This is a genomic window from Staphylococcus durrellii, from assembly GCF_015594545.1.
GTDB classification, from domain to species: domain Bacteria; phylum Bacillota; class Bacilli; order Staphylococcales; family Staphylococcaceae; genus Staphylococcus; species Staphylococcus durrellii.
In genome coordinates, this window is sequence record NZ_JADIIO010000001.1 from 1,048,006 (window position 1) to 1,065,465 (window position 17,460).

At 32.4% G+C, this 17,460-nt stretch carries 16 protein-coding genes; 14 read left to right on the forward strand and 2 right to left on the reverse strand.

Annotated elements, in window-relative coordinates:
- Positions 1-13: 13 nt before the first annotated feature.
- On the forward strand, positions 14-325 hold the full coding sequence (locus ISP02_RS05130; protein ID WP_195720516.1) for a rhodanese-like domain-containing protein: 312 nt from the start codon (positions 14-16) through the stop codon (positions 323-325).
- A 352-nt stretch (positions 326-677) separates the two neighbouring features.
- Here ISP02_RS05130 and ISP02_RS05135 read toward each other — a convergent pair whose 3' ends face one another.
- Positions 678-1,955 (reverse strand): BaiN/RdsA family NAD(P)/FAD-dependent oxidoreductase, encoded by a 1,278-nt coding sequence (locus ISP02_RS05135; RefSeq protein ID WP_195720517.1) that lies wholly within the window; start codon positions 1,953-1,955, stop codon positions 678-680.
- 361 nt (positions 1,956-2,316) lie between these two features.
- On the opposite strand from ISP02_RS05135, the gene ISP02_RS05140 reads away from it, so the two are divergent.
- The 8 genes from ISP02_RS05140 (at position 2,317) to ISP02_RS05175 (ending at position 10,671) form a co-directional block, all read left to right on the forward strand.
- Positions 2,317-3,954, forward strand: a complete 1,638-nt coding sequence (locus ISP02_RS05140; protein WP_195720518.1) for a putative polysaccharide biosynthesis protein — start codon at positions 2,317-2,319, stop codon at positions 3,952-3,954.
- Complete coding sequence (locus ISP02_RS05145; protein WP_195720519.1) at positions 3,951-4,649, forward strand: pseudouridine synthase; 699 nt, start codon at positions 3,951-3,953, stop codon at positions 4,647-4,649. Before ISP02_RS05140 ends, ISP02_RS05145 begins: the two co-directional genes overlap by 4 nt.
- Before the next feature lie 21 nt (positions 4,650-4,670).
- Complete coding sequence (locus ISP02_RS05150) at positions 4,671-5,072, forward strand: YtxH domain-containing protein (RefSeq protein ID WP_195720520.1); 402 nt, start codon at positions 4,671-4,673, stop codon at positions 5,070-5,072.
- Positions 5,073-5,292: 220 nt separating this feature from the next.
- Positions 5,293-6,702: a dipeptidase PepV gene (gene pepV, locus ISP02_RS05155; RefSeq protein ID WP_195720521.1), complete on the forward strand. Its 1,410-nt coding sequence runs from the start codon at positions 5,293-5,295 to the stop codon at positions 6,700-6,702.
- Positions 6,703-6,705: 3 nt separating this feature from the next.
- Positions 6,706-7,575 carry a D-amino-acid transaminase gene (dat, locus tag ISP02_RS05160; RefSeq protein WP_195720522.1) on the forward strand — a complete coding sequence of 290 codons (870 nt, stop codon included), beginning with the start codon at positions 6,706-6,708 and terminating at the stop codon, positions 7,573-7,575.
- Between the two features lie 396 nt (positions 7,576-7,971).
- A complete protein-coding gene (locus tag ISP02_RS05165; protein WP_195720523.1) occupies positions 7,972-8,763 on the forward strand; it encodes a phosphotransferase family protein in 792 nt (263 codons plus the stop codon).
- An 11-nt stretch (positions 8,764-8,774) separates the two neighbouring features.
- Positions 8,775-9,413 (forward strand): tRNA (guanosine(46)-N7)-methyltransferase TrmB, encoded by a 639-nt coding sequence (gene trmB / locus ISP02_RS05170; RefSeq protein WP_195720524.1) that lies wholly within the window; start codon positions 8,775-8,777, stop codon positions 9,411-9,413.
- A gap of 430 nt (positions 9,414-9,843) precedes the next feature.
- Positions 9,844-10,671 (forward strand): YtnP family quorum-quenching lactonase, encoded by an 828-nt coding sequence (locus ISP02_RS05175; protein WP_195720525.1) that lies wholly within the window; start codon positions 9,844-9,846, stop codon positions 10,669-10,671.
- Positions 10,672-10,684: 13 nt separating this feature from the next.
- On the opposite strand, the gene ISP02_RS05180 is transcribed toward ISP02_RS05175, so the two are convergent.
- Positions 10,685-11,017, reverse strand: coding sequence for a PepSY domain-containing protein (locus ISP02_RS05180; protein ID WP_195720526.1), 333 nt, complete (start codon positions 11,015-11,017; stop codon positions 10,685-10,687).
- 79 nt (positions 11,018-11,096) lie between these two features.
- Between ISP02_RS05180 and ISP02_RS05185 the strand changes: the two genes are divergently transcribed.
- From ISP02_RS05185 to ISP02_RS05205, 5 genes are all read left to right on the forward strand, one after another.
- Positions 11,097-12,173 carry a M42 family metallopeptidase gene (locus tag ISP02_RS05185; RefSeq protein WP_195720527.1) on the forward strand — a complete coding sequence of 359 codons (1,077 nt, stop codon included), beginning with the start codon at positions 11,097-11,099 and terminating at the stop codon, positions 12,171-12,173.
- Positions 12,174-12,189: 16 nt separating this feature from the next.
- Positions 12,190-12,498 (forward strand): thioredoxin family protein, encoded by a 309-nt coding sequence (locus tag ISP02_RS05190; RefSeq protein ID WP_195720528.1) that lies wholly within the window; start codon positions 12,190-12,192, stop codon positions 12,496-12,498.
- Positions 12,499-12,625: 127 nt separating this feature from the next.
- Complete coding sequence (locus tag ISP02_RS05195; protein ID WP_195720529.1) at positions 12,626-13,489, forward strand: DUF1444 domain-containing protein; 864 nt, start codon at positions 12,626-12,628, stop codon at positions 13,487-13,489.
- 14 nt (positions 13,490-13,503) lie between these two features.
- A complete protein-coding gene (gene ytpR / locus ISP02_RS05200; RefSeq protein WP_195720530.1) occupies positions 13,504-14,100 on the forward strand; it encodes a YtpR family tRNA-binding protein in 597 nt (198 codons plus the stop codon).
- A gap of 20 nt (positions 14,101-14,120) precedes the next feature.
- Positions 14,121-17,456, forward strand: coding sequence for a DNA translocase FtsK (locus tag ISP02_RS05205; protein WP_195720531.1), 3,336 nt, complete (start codon positions 14,121-14,123; stop codon positions 17,454-17,456).
- The last annotated feature ends 4 nt before the right edge of the window (positions 17,457-17,460 follow it).

Below are 17,460 nucleotides of genomic sequence, written 5' to 3' on the forward strand. Positions count from 1 at the left end.
TGGAGTTTTATTAATGGAGTCTATTACAGTAGATGAATTAAAAGAAAAAATTGTCGATTCTAACCCAATTAATATTGTTGATGTAAGAACTAAGGAAGAAACGGCGATGGGAGTAATTCCAGGTGCTAAAACGATACCAATGAATGAAATCCCATCAAATCTTGGTTATTTTAACGAAAATGAAACTTATTATCTTGTATGCAAAGCTGGAATGAGAAGTGAGCGAGCAGGTCATTATTTAGAAGAAAATGGTGTCAATGTAGTTAACGTCGAAGGTGGCATGGATGCATGGGGTGATGAAGGCTTAGAGGTCGACAGCATTTAATTGTAGTGGAATTTTTTGTCATTGACCGGCTAATCAAACGCGTTAGTCGGTTTTTTGTAAATAATATTCTTTTCTTAGTGAATAGCCTCATCCTGTAGTCTTTGGCTTTTCCTGTAACTAAAGAGTTTTGCCATAAATGTTTATATGTATTTCTTTACTCTAGTTTCGTTGTGTTGATATTTATTTTTGTATGGCTTGCTTTTTAGGTAGCAAGATTAATTACATGCGCGCCACAAATGAGTAAAGCGATACGAAGCATCGAGACAACAATAGCCCTTAAATAATTGCACATCAGCAATTATTTAAGGGCTATTAATTTAGATTTTATGTCTTAGACACATGTATCTCTGTTTTATGATTGGGGTGATTTTTCTTTTATAAATTGTCCGGCAGATGTACCCGCAACATGACCTGTAACGAGTGCACTTGTAATATTGTAGCCTCCAGTATAGCCATGAATATCAAGTACTTCTCCACATAAAAATAGGCCATTACTGACTTTAGACATCATAGACTTAGGGTGTATTTCTTTTAATGACACGCCACCCCCAGTAACGAACGCTTTATCAATAGGTAAAGTCCCATTAACTATAAATTTGAAACCTTTAAATAAATTTACTAGTTCATTTATTTTAGCGTTTGAAAGGTGATGCGAAGTTAAATCATTATCAATTTCAGCTTGTTTTAATATAAATAGTAAGTAACGCTCTTCGATTAACCCATGTAAACTATTTTTAATGACTTTATGAGGAGTATCTTTAAGCAACGCTCTAATTTTTTGTTCAACTTTATCGTGATTTAATTCTGGAAACACATCTAACTGCATATAAATATCTTGTTTCTTTTGGTTTTTTTGTTCTTTATAAACAAATTGACTACATCGTAATGCGGCAGGGCCACTTACACCAAAATGAGTGAATATCATATCCATTTGATGCGTAATGCGTGTATTGCCATTCTTTTTTAAGACACTTAACGCGACGTCTTTAAGGCTTAAGCCTTTTAATTCTTTTGCCTTGATAAAAGGTTCTGGTGAAGTAATCGGTACTTCAGTAGGGAAAAGTTCCGTAATGGAGTGACCCAATGCTTCTGCGAATTTATAGCCATCACCTGTAGAACCAGTTTGTGGCACGCTCGTACCGCCAGTTGCAATAACGATTGAATGTGTTTGGTATGTATGTTGATTATCTATAGTTACTGTATATGTTTTATCTTGTTCTAATGTTATAGCAGTTACTGTTGTTTCTTCTAGTACACGAACATCGTTTTGCTTTAAAGTGTTTACTAAAGCATCAACAACGTCTTGGGCTTTATTAGAAATTGGAAACATTCTACCGTGATCTTCTTCTTTTAATTTTACGTCTCTACTTTCGAAGAAGTTTATAATAGACTCATTGTCAAAGATTGAAAAGGGACTATATAAAAATTTTCCATTTCCAGGAATGTTTTTAATAATTTCTTCATAAGGTAACCTATTCGTAACGTTGCAGCGTCCACCGCCTGAAATTTTTAGTTTGCGTCCTAAACCTTTTTTCTTTTCAATTAATAATACATTGTTATTTTCATGACTGGCTGCTACTGTTGCCATTAAACCACTAGGGCCGCCCCCGATAATAATAGTTTGGTACATTATTATACCTCCATTAGTTTTTTCAATTTTAAATATAAATTTGAAATTAATTGTATTGATTTGTTGTGTAAATATTTTAATGTCTAGTCTTAAATTTACATTAGTAACATTATATAAATTATAATATATCTTTACTTATTGCCAACTTTTAATTAAAATTTTTAAGGTACATAAAGAAATACGCGTAAATTTTAAAATATACATAACTAGAATATGTGCCTAAGCGCATACTAGTGTAATATATATTTATAAGACTAATTTTTATAGCTATGTTATATTAATATTGTTTTGAAAAAATGTATACAGCACGTTATGATAAAGTTTACTATTATTAAATTAAATTCGAGATAGGAAGATACAAATGAGTGAAAGTAAAGAATTGGTTCGAGGCACCTTCCTGATTACTCTTAGTATTTTGATTACTAAAGTGTTAGGTGTCCTATTTATCATTCCATTCTACGCAATTGTGGGAGGAGAAGAAAATTTAGCGCCGTTTAACTACGCTTATCAACCATACAATATTGCGATAGCAGTAGCAACAGCAGGTGTCCCTTTAGCAGCATCTAAGTATGTATCAAAGTATAATGCATTAGGTGCTTATAAGGTCAGCCAGAAGTTATATAAGTCGAGTTTTATCGTTATGACAATAATGGGTGTTATAGGTTTTGCGATATTATACTTTTTAGCACCAAATATAGCATCAATAACGTTAGCACGAGAAAATGGCGTTAAAGGTGGATGGTCCGTAGCAGATATTACATGGATAATACGCATTATCAGTGTCGTGGTTATTTTCATTCCATTATTAGCGACTTGGAGAGGTGTTTTCCAAGGTTATAAATCCATGGGACCAACGGCAGTATCAGAGGTTACTGAACAAGTTGCGAGAGTTATCTTTATCTTAGTAGGTAGTTACCTAGTATTAAATGTCTTTAATGGATCCGTATTATTCGCCAATGGTATAGCAACTTTTGCTGCAGCAGTTGGTGCAATAGTAGGTATTTTAACACTTTGGTACTACTGGATTAAAAGAAAACCAAATATAGATAAAATGGTGGCTTCAGACACTACAAATATCGATGTACCATATCGAAAAATGTATAAAGAGATTTTATCTTATAGTATTCCCTTTGTTATTGTCAGTTTGAATTTTCCATTATTTAATATGGTAGACCAGTTTACTCACAATAATGCGTTAGATATAGCTGGCGTGCCGCAAAAAATGCATGACTACTTTTTCTCAATATTAAATATGACAACGAATAAAATTGTTATGATACCGACATCATTGGCATCTGGTTTTGCTGTTAGTTTAATTCCATTCATTACTAAAACTTTTGCCGCTGGTCAAATAAATGAAATGCACAGACAAATTCGTGCTTCACTAGGCGTGTTGATGTTTATAACAGTTCCAGCTAGTTTAGGTATAATGGCATTATCGTTGCCTCTATATAATGTGTTTTATAGCTATAATACTGATGGCGGTCAGTTATTGTTTTATTACGCACCAGTAGCAATTCTTATCGCATTATTAAGTGTAACGGCTTCTATGTTACAAGGTATTGATAAACAAAAATTAACTGTCTTTGTAATTATCATTGCAGTAATAATTAAAATTATATTAAATACGCCATTGATTTATACATTCCACACGGCTGGCGCTATATTAAGTACAGCCATTGCATTATTGTTTGCTATTATTTGTAACTTTATCATTTTAAAAAAATATGCACATTTCAATTTTACAGAAACGTGGTTACATTTTAGTAAAATATTCTTATATGGCTTTATTATGATGATTGCAGTTGAAATCTCTTATTATTTAATACAACTCGTAATCTCACCAGAATCTAAATTAGGTTCACTTATTATCGTAATAATTGGTGTAGTTGTAGGTATGTTAGTATATGGTGTCATTACAATGAAAACACATTTAGCTGATGAATTTTTAGGTGACTTGCCGAACAAAATTCGTCGCAAGTTAGGGATTATAAAATGAGATTAGATAAGTTTTTAGCAAACATGGGTATTGGTTCGCGTACTGAGGTGAAAACTTTCCTAAAAAAAGGTAAGGTGACCGTCAATGATAAAATTGAAAAGTCGCCTAAAAAAGATATTAATGAAGCCATTGATAAAATTTATTTTGAAGGAGAGTTGGTTGAATATATCGACAAAATATATTTAATGCTCAATAAGCCAAAAGGCTACGTATCTGCCACAGTAGACGACCAACACCCAACAGTTATTGATTTGATTAAAGACTATAATCATATTAATATTTTTCCAGTCGGCAGATTGGACAAAGATACAGAAGGCCTGTTATTGATTACTAATGATGGAGATTTTAATCACCAATTAATGAACCCATCGAAACATGTACCTAAAACTTATGAAGTGATTTCTAAAAATTCTATTACAAAAAATGATATAGATTCATTTAAAAAGGGTATAGAATTACATGATGGATTAACCAAACCTGCATTATTAGAAGTTGTAGATGATGAATGTAAATCATTTGTAACTATTCATGAAGGAAGGTATCATCAAGTTAAGCGCATGTTTCATGCAATAAACAATGAAGTATTGGCGCTTAAACGTGTGAAAATTGGCGACTTAGAACTCGATGCCCATTTAGAGTCAGGTGATTATCGTCAATTAACCCTAAATGACTTTAAATTATTGGGTATAAAATAAACGAAGAGGTGTGAATTTGATATGGCAAAATTATTTAAAGCAGTTATAGGAATCGGTGGAGCTTTAGCAGCTGTCGTATTATCTAATAAAGATAATAGAGAAAAGCTAAAAAAAGAATATAATAAATATAAGTCTAATCCTGAATCATATAAGCAAAACGCAAAAGAATTTGCTAGCCAAATAAGTGGTAAAGCTAGTGAAACTTTCAATGAAGTGAAAGAAGATCCGAAAGGCTATGCTAATAAGGTAAAAGAAGATCCAAAAGGATTTTTAAATGAACAAAAAGCGCACTTTAAAGGTGAAAAAGGTGAAACTTCAGAAGAAATTCAAGAAGGACGTTTTGATGATGAAGGCCCAAGTAACCCAAATAATAACTTACGCGTAGTAACTGAAGAAGAATTGAAAAACAATAAAAATAAATAATGCTTTTTATTCATAGGCTTAATTCGATTATAATCGAATTAAGCCTATTTTATTTCAAAATTAAGACAGAAAGCAGATTTATACTAATATAGCTGTGCAACTGTTTTTTGAAAAACTATAACAGATAAATTTTTGATAAATTCTGTCATCTGACTGTAGTTTAGTGGTAACATCATGTAAAATGGAGTTTAATTAGTTTTAAAGAAAGAAGTGATCATTTATGTGGAAAGAAAAAGTACTTGAGTATGAAAGTCAGATCATTGATGATTTGAAAGGATTATTATCAATAGAAAGCGTTAGAGATGATGAAAAAGCTTCTGAAGACTTCCCTGTAGGACCAGGTCCAAGAAAAGCTTTAGATTACATGTATGAAATTGCTGAACGAGATGGTTTTAGCACACATGATGTTGATCACATAGCCGGACGTATTGAAGCTGGGCAAGGTGACGAAATATTCGGCATCTTATGTCACGTCGATGTTGTACCAGCAGGAGATGGCTGGGACTCAAAACCATTTGATCCAGTTGTTACATCAGATAAAATTATTGCTCGTGGCACGTTAGATGATAAAGGACCCACGATAGCAGCATATTATGCAGTTAAAATTTTAAATGATATGAACGTCGATTGGAAAAGAAGAATACATATTATTGTCGGAACAGATGAAGAATCTGATTGGTTATGTACGGAGCGTTATTTTAAAACAGAAGAAATGCCTACTCTAGGTATCGCGCCTGATGCAGAGTTCCCAGCAATACATGGTGAAAAAGGAATTAGTGTCTTTGATGTAGTTCAAGAAGAAAAAGCAGAGGACATTGATGAACCTGATTATGAGTTATATTCATTTGAATCTGGCCAACGATATAACATGGTTCCAGATGATGCTTTAGCTAAAGTATTAGTTAAAGAAAATATGACTGATGTTATCCAAAATTTCGAACAATTTTTAGTGGATAACAATTTAGAAGGTAGCAGTACTGTTGATAGTGGCATATTGGAACTTAGAGTAAAAGGTAAAGCTGTACATGGTATGGATCCTTCTATCGGAATCAATGCAGGCCTTTATTTATTACACTTCTTGTTTCAACTTAAGTTGGATAAAACGGCTGCAAATTTTGTTAAGTTTAGCGAACAATATTTATTTAATTCACACTTTGGCGAAAAAATGGGTATGAAATTCCATACTGATAGTATGGGTGACGTTACTACAAATATGGGTGTCATTAAATATGACAATCAAAACGGTGGGAAGTTTGGTATTAATTTACGTTATCCTGAAGGTTTTGAATATGATAAAGCAATGAATAGATTTGCTGAAGAAGTTAATGAACTAGGCTTTAAATTAAATTTAGGTAAAAATCAAGTTCCTCATTACGTAGATAAAAACGACCCATTTGTTCAAAAATTAGTTCAAGCATATAGAAACCAAACGGGCGATAATACTGAACCTTATACTATAGGTGGCGGGACTTATGCCCGAAATCTTGATAAAGGTGTAGCATTTGGCGCTATGTTTGAAGACTCAGAAGACCTGATGCATCAGAAAAATGAATACATTTCCAAAAAGCAATTATTAAATGCTACTAGTATCTATTTAGAAGCCTTATATACATTATGTGTGGAGGGATAAACTATGACAAAAATATTAATTAGTGAACGACTTGTTGAAGAAAATGAAGCTAACGTACCATTTAACGATAGAGGCTACAATTTTGGAGACGGTATATATGAATACGTGCGTGTATACAACAATAGATTGTTCACAGCACGTTCTCACTTTGAAAGATTATTAAGAAGTGCAAACGAAATTGGTTTAGAATTAAATTATACTATTGATGGACTAATAGAACTTGTGCAAGAATTAATTTCAGCAAATAAAGTTGTGACTGGCGGCGTTTATATCCAAGTAACAAGAGGGGTTGCACCTAGAGATCATGCTTTCCCTACTCCATCGGTAAAGGCAATGATTACTGGCTTCACTAAATCATATGATAGACCCTATAAGAATTTAGAAGAAGGTATAAATGCGATTACGACTGAAGATATTCGCTGGTTGAGATGTGATATTAAAAGTTTAAATCTACTAGGTAATGTACTAGCTAAAGAATATGCGACTAAATATAATGCACAAGAAGCTATTCAACATAGAGGGGAAATAGTTACTGAAGGCTCTTCTAGTAACGCTTATGCAATTAAGGATGGGGCTATATATACACACCCAATCAATAACTTAATTTTAAATGGTATTACACGTAAGGTTATTAAAGAAATTGCAGAAGTAAATCAAATTCCATTTAAAGAAGAAGAGTTTACTATCGACTTTTTAAAACAAGCTGATGAAGTCATAGTTTCTAGTACTTCAATAGAAGTTATGCCAGTTGTAAAGTTAAATGGTGAAAATGTTGGAAATGGCCAAGTAGGACCTATCACTAAAAAGTTACAAGAAGGTTTTACTAATTTTATTGAAAATAACGAAGAAATTGCACAAGAAATAAATAGATAAAACTATAAAATGTCAGTTGAAATTGTGGTATAATTTCAACTGACGATATTTTAAGAATCAATTAATACATCAGAAGTAAAATGTGACTATTTGTTTATCATTTTTGGTTGAAATAAAGCCGTAATCATTATAAAATCTTTTATGAGCTGAAAATTCCAATTAAGTTAAGTGTAGCGTTCTTTTTTAAGTGAAGTGATTTAAAACATCACCATATTAATAGCATATTAGTATTGTGATGTTTTAAATTACTAAAATTGTGATGGGACAATTAAATCTAGTTTTAGATTTAATATTACAATTATTAAACTTATATTTTTGTTTCACATTTATTATATGGCTCTTGAAAAATAGGTTTTCTAGAGGCCTTTTTCTTTTTTTGAAAGTGAGGTGAACGTAGTGGAGCAGTTTTATCAATTAGGGTGGACGCTTGATTCAGCAGGCGGTGCTTCTGGCGAAGCGTATATGGCTGAACAAGATGGGCAAAAGTTATTTTTAAAGCGTAATTCAAACCCATTTATAGCAGCATTATCTGCCGAAGGAATCGTACCAAAATTAGTATGGACGAAACGAATTGAAACGGGAGAAGTAGTAACTGCACAGCATTGGAAAAATGGAAGAGAGCTTTCTTTTAAAGAGATGCACCAAAAAAGAGTTGCGCACTTATTAAATAAAATACATAATTCAAAGACTTTACTAAATATGTTGAAAAGAATGGAAATGGAGCCTATTACTCCAGACATTATGCTTCGTAAAATTAATGCTTCCTTATCTAGAGAAGTATTAACACATCATGTAATTAGAAAAGCCCTTACCTATTTGGAAGAACATATGCCTAATTTGGACGCTCGTTTCTTTACTGTTGTACATGGTGACGTTAACCATAATAATTGGTTGCTATCAGATCATGATGAATTATATTTGGTAGACTGGGAGGGCGCAATGATTGCCGACCCTGCGATTGATTTAGGTATGTTGCTCTATAACTACGTAGTTGAAAATCAATGGCCTGAATGGCTAGAAACATATGGGGTTAAAGATACATTTAACTTACAGAAACGTATGAAATGGTATACCGTGATCCAATCAATCGGTATGATTCAATGGTATGAAGAGCAAAAGAGATATAAAGATATGAATACGTGGCTTAAGTTTTTAAACGAAGTAATGGAACACAACGCGTTTATTTAAGGAGTAAAATAATGAGAATGCGATATAAGCCTTGGGCAGAAGATTACCTGAAATCTTATCCCAATATAGTTGATATAGACGGAAGTCATAACGGTAAAATTACGCAATGGTTTGATAATGAACAACCTATTTACATCGAAGTAGGTTCAGGTATGGGACAATTTATAACAACTATGGCAAAAAACAACCCTGACATAAATTTTGTTGCAATCGAACGAGAAAAAAATGTGATGGTTAAAATTTTAGACAAAGTGCTACAGCAAGAACTTAAAAATATAAAATTGATATGTAACGATGCAGGAGAATTAACAGACTTCTTTAAGTCTAGTGAAGTAACGCGTATCTTTTTAAACTTTTCAGACCCTTGGCCTAAAAGAAGACATACAAAAAGAAGATTAACTTATTCTACTTTCTTAAGTTTGTATAAGACAATTTTAATAGAAGATGGAGAAATCCATTTTAAAACAGATAATAGAGGCTTGTTTGCATACAGTTTAGAGAGCATGTCTCAATTTGGTATGTACTTCACTAAAATTAATTTAAATTTACACCAAGAGGACCAAGAAGGTAATATCGAAACTGAGTATGAAAGAAAATTTTCTGATAAAGGCTCCCGTATATATAGAATGGAAGCTAGATTTCATAAATAAGCACGAGTCAGAGACATAAATATTTTTGGCTAAACCGTAAACGTCAATTGCTAATGAAATAATTTAGCAATTGACGTTTTCTTTGTTTTTATGAAATGTATAGCTCGTTATGTTACACACTTTCTTATGAGTAATGGCAATGAGTCAAAATTAATGCTAGATTTGTCTCTGTTTATTCATTGAATAGGACTTCAAGTGAAATTTAAAACAGCCGTTATATTATGAGGGAAACGAGCTATATGCTCCTTTAGGAAAATGAGATCAATCATACTAGTTGTTAATTAGGAATGTAGTTCCTAAAAGAATTCAAACTAATTTTATGGCTTTAATTTGAATCATCAACTCAGACGCTTCAATATCTAAAAATGTAAATTATATATATAAATGCGTATAATGTAATTATATAGAAATTTATAATAGGAGGCTAAATATGAAATTAGGTCATTTTAATATTCACCAATTAAACGGGGGTATTACCAATATAGATGGTGGTGCTATGTTCGGTGTAGTACCCAAACCTTTATGGACCAAAAAATACAATGTGAATAATAAAAATCAAATCGCTTTACCTACATATCCTATTTTAATTCAAACTAAGGATTCACTTATTCTCATTGATACTGGTATGGGGAAAGATAAATTAACAGAAAAACAAAAAAGAAATTTTGGCGTAGATTATGAAAGTGATATCACTTCAGATTTAGCAGATTTAAACTTTACATTGGATGATATTGATGCAGTGGTTATGACTCACATGCATTTTGATCACGCTTGTGGTTTGACTACAAAAGATGGTGATGTCGTATTTAAAAATGCTACGCATTATATACAGCAAGATGAATGGCATGAGTTTCAAAGTCCAAATATTAGAAGTAAATCAACTTATTGGGCGAAAAACAATGGTAGTTTCCAAAAAAACTTGATTTTATTTGACAAAGAAATTGAAGTCTATCCTGGAATAAAAGTTTACCACACCGGAGGACATAGTTTTGGGCATGCTATTGTCACGATCGAGAGTGACGATGAGAAAGCTGTGCATATGGGTGATATCATGCCGACAAATGCACATACTAATCCATTATGGGTAACAGCTTATGATGATTATCCAATGCAATCTATTCGAGAAAAAGAAAGATTAACGCCATACTTTATTCATCATGGTTATTGGTTTTTATTCTACCATGACGAGAATTATTTCGCGGTTAAATATGATACACATGATACGCAAAGCATTGTTGACTCAATTAAACGCAAATAAAAAGAGGTAATGACTATGTCGTTACCTCAAATTCATTTTCGATGATATCTATAACCGCACCTGTTTTGGCATCGACGTAAAAATCATAATACGTAAAACGATCATTATTAAAAGTAGTGATGCCTCCACGATAAACATTATAAATTGTATTGTCTTTTTGATGAGTCATTGGTTCTTCTAGTATATAAGAACCGACTACATGCATAAAGTACGTCTTAACTTCATTCAAAACTTTATTAGGGTTAATAAATTTCTGTGTTAATAATTTATTGACTACAAAAAGACAACTTATAAGTAAAATAGCGATAACAGATATAAAAATAAGCCATGATTTTTTGTTTATCATATTTAAATACCCCCAAATAATCATAATATTAGTTTATCACAATGCGAATGATATAATAACTATTAAGGAGTGAATGAAAGTGCAAATTGACAAAAATAAGACTTTAGAACGAATGAAAACTTTAACTGAATTACATGGCGCGCCAGGTTTTGAAAGTGATGTTAAAAATTATATCAAAGAACAACTTACGCCTTATGTAGATGATTTTGTATTTGATCGTATGGGCGGTATTTATGGCGTGAAAAAATCTAAAAAAAGTAATAGTAAACGTGTGATGGTGGCTGCTCATATGGATGAAGTTGGCTTTATGATAACAAGTATTACCGACAATGGCATGCTCAAGTTTACCAATTTGGGCGGTGTAGCTTCTGATATATGGCAAGCACAACGGTTAAAAGTTAAATCAAGATCGGGTGAAGAAATTACGGGAATAGTATCGAATATCCCTAAACACTTTAGAACAGGTGCAGAAGGTGCACCTAAAATAGAGGATTTGCTATTAGATATCGGTTGCGAATCTGCTGAAGAAGTGAGAGCTAAAAATATCGAAATAGGTGATTCTATCGTTCCTGATACACCTTTTACTCAACTATCAGAGTATAGATATGGTAGTAAAGCATGGGATAATCGATATGGTTGTTTAATTGGCATAGAATTATTAGAATTATTAAAAGATGTAGAATTAGATGTCGATTTATACGTTGGTGCTAATGTTCAAGAAGAAGTTGGTTTGAGAGGTGCTAAAGCTGCTACAGAATTAATTAAACCTGATGTAGCTTTCGTAGTGGATTGTTCTCCTGCTAATGATATGAAAGGTAAGAATGAATTATCTGGCGCATTAGGCCAGGGGACTTTAATTAGAATTAAAGACGGTACGATGATTTTAAAGCCAACATTTAGAGACTACTTGTTAGATATAGCTACAAATTATGATATAAATCATCAATACTATATCTCCCCAGGCGGCACTGATGGGGGAGAAATCCACAAAGCTAACGAAGGTGTGCCAACTGCCGTTATAGGTGTTTGTGCAAGATATATCCATAGTACAAACACTATTTTTGATTATCGAGATTACGAAGCGGCACGGACATTATTATCAAAATGTATCGAAAATATAAATAATCATAAAATTGAACAACTACAATATCAATAATGAATGAGGTGGAATAATGGAAAAATTAACTAATGAACAACAATTTGAAGATTTAAAAAAACAACAAACAGTATTTTTATTTACTGCGGATTGGTGTCCAGACTGTAAAGTGATTGAACCGGACTTACCACAGTTAGAAGAGAAATATGCAAACTATCAATTTATATCTGTTGATAGAGATCAGTTTTTGGATATTTGTATTGATCATGGAATAATGGGTATTCCTAGTTTCTTAGTATACAAAAATGGCGATCAACTAGGTAGCTATATAGGTAAAGAACGAAAATCAATAGAACAAATAGATGATTTCTTAGCTTCATTATAAAATGTAGTAGTTGTATGTTAGACTATAAAAGTTATAAAACTATACCCTTAGAACACATATTTTTTCTGTTCCTAAGGGTATATTTATTGTAAAATATATGAAGGCATTAAATTAGGAGTGTTAACTTATGAATGTATTTCTAATGAGAGATAAGTTAAAATCACGTTTAGAACATTTAGATGTTAAATTTAATTTTAATCGTGAAGATGAGACTTTACGGATATATAGAACAGACAATGGTAAAGGCGTTACGATTAAACTTAATTCAATTGTAGCTAAATACAAACAACAAAATGATAAAATAATAGAAGAAATCGTATACTACGTAGAAGAAGCAATAGGGCAGATGAAAGATACCTCTGTATCTGAATTAGAAGATATTCAAGTGATGCCCGTATTACGTTCTCCTAGTTTCGACAAAGAAGACAAAGAGGGTAATCCATTTGTTATTGAACCACACACTGCAGAAACTAATATTTATTATGCGCTAGATTTAGGCAAATCGTATCGCTTAATTGATGAAACTATGTTAGAACAGCTTAATGTTACGCAACAACAATTGAAAGAAATGGCATTATTTAACGTTAGAAAGCTAACGAATTCATATACTACTGATGAAGTTAAAGGTAATATCTTTTACTTTATAAATTCAAATGATGGTTATGATGCCAGTAGAATATTAAATACAAGTTATTTAAATGAATTTGAAAAACAATGTGAAGGCGAAATGTTAGTGGCTATACCACACCAAGACGTCTTAATTATTGCGGATATAAGAAACAAAACGGGTTATGATGTGATGGCACATTTAACAATGGAATTCTTTACTAAAGGTCTAGTACCGATAACATCATTATCATTTGGATATGAAAGTGGTCACTTAGAACCTATATTTATATTAGGTAAAAATAATAAACAAAAAAGAGACCCAAATGTTATTCAAAGATTAGAAGCGACACGTAAAGAATATGAAAATAAAGATAAAGAATAAGGAGAATTAATTTTATGAATCTATTTTATAATAAAGAAAAAGTAGGTGACGTTGCCTTTTTACAAATTGTTCCTCAAGAGGGGCCTTTCAATTATGAAATTAGAGGCGATATTGTACAAATTACTACTGATGATGAAGTAGTGGGCTACAACATCTTTAATGCGTCTAGTATTGTTAATATTGACGGCAATGGGCACGTTAAATTAACAGATGAAGTTGTTAACAAACTCAATCAGGCGATAAACAAAGCAGGATTTGCACATGAATTAGATGCTGATTTATCACCCAAATTTGTCGTAGGCTATGTCAAGACTAAAGATAAGCATCCCGATGCTGATAAATTAAGTGTATTATCTGTTGATATAGGTAAGGACACTTTACAAATTGTTTGTGGTGCCCCAAATGTAGAAGCCGGACAAAAAGTTGTTATAGCTAAAGTTGGTGCCGTGATGCCTAGTGGTATGGTCATTAAAGATGCAGCATTAAGAGGCGTTGCATCTAGTGGTATGGTATGTTCAATGAAAGAACTTAATTTACCCAATGCGCCACAAGAAAAAGGTATTATGGTATTGTCAGATGAGTACGAAATAGGGCAACCGTTTTTTGAATAAAATTAGGAGGTAATGTCAATATGAGCTGGTTCGACAAATTATTTGGAGAAGAGAAAGACTCAAATGAAGACTATCTAAATAACAGAAATAAACGTCGTCAAAAAGCTAACCAAAGTGATGAGCAAGACACATTACTTCCTCAGAATAATGATGTATATGATCGCCCTAGAGGTAAATTCAGATTTCCAATGCATGTGATTGAAGAATCTAAACAACATGATAACAATGTAGATCAAAACGACAATCATTCAAATGATGATACTTATGGTTATAGAGATGAATCTCAAGTATATAAGCAGGTGGATAATAAGCGTCACAGAAGACGTCGCGAGGATGTTCGTCAAAGTAAGCAACATCAAACTAAAAATAGTAATTCATCACAGTATGAGGAGCCATCCCATACTAAAAAATCACGCGTTAGAATACAGACTGAGGTATTAAAAACTCAATCTGCTGCTAATAAAAGTGAAAATACGCTACAAAATTCTGATTTTAAAGCAACACAAATACCTTCTGCGATATTTGGTACTAAAAAGAGACGGCAGTTAAAGAATGGTGTAATACCAACAAATGATGAAGCGGACCCTATCGATGATGACCATCAACAAAATACAACGCAACAAGAAGCGACAGCTGATAATTTTAAATACGCATCAGACTTAGAAGAAACTAAAACTGATATTGCTTCAGAAAAAAAAGATGATGGTATAAATGCTACTAATACAGAAAATGACGTTCATATAGATAATGAAATGCCAAAAGCAGCAAAAAAAGACAATACTATTAATATTAATAATTTTTATGCTTCTCAAATCGTTGAAGAAATAAGAAGAGAAAGAGAACGTAAAGTATTAAAAAAACGTCAATTTAAAAAAGCATTGCAAGAAAAAAGAAAAGATCAAGATGACGTTGAAAAAGATAATATTCAAAAGGCAATCGATGAAATGTATGCTAAACAAGCACAACAATACATTGGAGATAGTTCACTGAGTGATAATTATAAACAGACATCAAATGATGATACAGTAGAAGATCATGATAACCAAAATGAGGAAGCAAATGTATCGCTTAATAAAAACGAAGACAGTAATCACTTTAAATATGAAGAAGTCGATTTAAATAATGTTAGTGATGTACATACTGTACAAGATGAAGATGTAGAAGTAAGTACAGACGAAACTGAATCACTTAACACGATTGATGTGCCAGATGTAACAGAACAAAATAATGAAGACACTACGAGTCAAACTGATAATAGCATAGATAGTTCAGAAGAATCGGGAATAGACGATGCGCAATATCGTGAATTAACTGAACTAAGTAATGTTGCAGAGGATAATACTTTTGATGATGATTTATCTGAAGGCAATAATAAGCAGGATTTTGACAATGGCACAGTACAAGGTGCTCGATCTGATGTGACTGAAGAGAATAATAGTAAAAATGAGACATCTGATACTTATTCTAACGACACGAGTGTGTCTGAAACGCACACTGAAAGTGAAAAACGTCAGAGTGATGCGCAAATAAATAATAACTCTACTAATAAAGTGAATAAACCTTCAATTAAAAAAAATGCGAAACCTTTTAATGTTGTTATGACTCCATCAGACAAAAAACGTATGATGGATACACGTAAGTCTAAAAATATGAACATGTCTAATATAGAACCAGAAGTAGCTCATACAACTACTAGTAAGGATATACAAGCGCCAGAATACCGTGATGTTTCAAATAATGACGAAATTAATACTCATATTACAGCGACTGAGGACACTAATGAATCATTAGATTCATTAAATAATAGTGATGTAGAAACAAATTCTGACAATATTGTTAAGGGGACAAACGAATTACAGACAGATCATAATGAGACTACGTTTAACAATCATATTAATAATGAAATTAATAGTACAAATGAGTCTCAAATTAATGAAACAAGAACAATACGAAGAGGTCCAAGTCTGAAATTACCGGATGTTTCTTTATTAGATGCACCTGAAGAACATGAAATTGATGATAGTTGGATTGATGAAAAGAAACAGGAATTAAATGATGCATTTTATTATTTTAATGTACCTGCAGAAGTTCAATCTGTTACTGAAGGGCCAAGCGTTACACGTTTCGAGTTGTCAGTAGAAAAAGGTGTCAAAGTATCTAGGATTACTGCCCTACAAGATGATATAAAAATGGCTTTAGCAGCCAAAGATATACGTATCGAAGCACCAATACCTGGAACCAGTTTAGTGGGTATAGAAGTACCTAACCAATCGTCTACAAAAGTAAATATTAGGTCAATTATTGATACGGAAGAATTTAAAAATACCGAATCTAAATTAACCGTTGCTATGGGGTATCGAATTAATAACAAGCCGTTATTAATGGATATTGCGAAAACCCCTCATGCACTTATTGCTGGAGCTACTGGTTCTGGTAAATCAGTTTGTATTAATAGTATTTTATTATCTCTTATCTATAAAAATCATCCAGAAGAGTTAAAATTATTACTTATCGATCCTAAAATGGTAGAATTAGCACCATATAATGATTTACCTCATCTAGTTTCCCCAGTAATTACTGACGTTAAAGCGGCAACGCAAAGTTTAAAATGGGCAGTAGATGAAATGGAACGACGCTATAAATTATTTGCCAAATATCATGTACGTAATATTACAGCTTTCAATAAAAAAGCAAATTATGAGGATAGAATGCCTAAAATTGTTATAGTTATTGATGAATTAGCTGATCTAATGATGATGGCACCACAAGATGTCGAACAATCTATAGCTCGTATTGCGCAAAAAGCACGTGCATGTGGTATTCATATGTTAGTAGCTACTCAACGACCATCGGTGAATGTTATTACTGGACTTATTAAGGCCAATATCCCAACTAGAATCGCATTTATGGTATCATCTAGCGTGGATTCAAGAACAATTTTAGATAGTGGTGGTGCAGAACGATTACTAGGTTATGGCGATATGTTGTACTTAGGAAGTGGTATGAATAAACCAATTCGAGTACAAGGTACATTTGTCTCTGATGAAGAAATAGATGACGTTGTTGACTTTGTTAAACAACAAAGAGATCCTGAATACCTTTTTGAGGAACAAGAATTAATTAAAAAAACAGAAAACGCACCACAAGATGATTTATTTAATGATGTATGTGTATTTATGGTCCAAGAAGGTCATATTTCAACTTCATTAATACAAAGACATTTCCAAATAGGGTATAATCGTGCAGCAAGAATCGTTGATCAATTAGAACAACTCGGTTATATTTCAGAATCTAATGGTTCTAAACCTAGAGATGTTTATCTAACCGAAACTGATTTAAATGAATTAAATAAATAAAAAG

What these genes read in the sequence shown, in the direction of transcription:
- pepV (WP_195720521.1), top strand. Translation starts at nt 5,293, where the DNA reads ATGTGGAAAGAAAAAGTACTTGAGTATGAAAGTCAGATCATTGATGAT.
- ISP02_RS05195 (WP_195720529.1), top strand. Translation starts at nt 12,626, where the DNA reads ATGAATGTATTTCTAATGAGAGATAAGTTAAAATCACGTTTAGAACAT.
- ISP02_RS05205 (WP_195720531.1), top strand. Translation starts at nt 14,121, where the DNA reads ATGAGCTGGTTCGACAAATTATTTGGAGAAGAGAAAGACTCAAATGAA.
- ISP02_RS05140 (WP_195720518.1), top strand. Translation starts at nt 2,317, where the DNA reads ATGAGTGAAAGTAAAGAATTGGTTCGAGGCACCTTCCTGATTACTCTT.
- ISP02_RS05180 (WP_195720526.1), bottom strand. Translation starts at nt 11,017, where the DNA reads ATGATAAACAAAAAATCATGGCTTATTTTTATATCTGTTATCGCTATT.
- ISP02_RS05150 (WP_195720520.1), top strand. Translation starts at nt 4,671, where the DNA reads ATGGCAAAATTATTTAAAGCAGTTATAGGAATCGGTGGAGCTTTAGCA.
- ISP02_RS05190 (WP_195720528.1), top strand. Translation starts at nt 12,190, where the DNA reads ATGGAAAAATTAACTAATGAACAACAATTTGAAGATTTAAAAAAACAA.
- ISP02_RS05135 (WP_195720517.1), bottom strand. Translation starts at nt 1,955, where the DNA reads ATGTACCAAACTATTATTATCGGGGGCGGCCCTAGTGGTTTAATGGCA.
- ISP02_RS05175 (WP_195720525.1), top strand. Translation starts at nt 9,844, where the DNA reads ATGAAATTAGGTCATTTTAATATTCACCAATTAAACGGGGGTATTACC.
- ISP02_RS05145 (WP_195720519.1), top strand. Translation starts at nt 3,951, where the DNA reads ATGAGATTAGATAAGTTTTTAGCAAACATGGGTATTGGTTCGCGTACT.
- dat (WP_195720522.1), top strand. Translation starts at nt 6,706, where the DNA reads ATGACAAAAATATTAATTAGTGAACGACTTGTTGAAGAAAATGAAGCT.
- ISP02_RS05130 (WP_195720516.1), top strand. Translation starts at nt 14, where the DNA reads ATGGAGTCTATTACAGTAGATGAATTAAAAGAAAAAATTGTCGATTCT.
- ytpR (WP_195720530.1), top strand. Translation starts at nt 13,504, where the DNA reads ATGAATCTATTTTATAATAAAGAAAAAGTAGGTGACGTTGCCTTTTTA.
- trmB (WP_195720524.1), top strand. Translation starts at nt 8,775, where the DNA reads ATGAGAATGCGATATAAGCCTTGGGCAGAAGATTACCTGAAATCTTAT.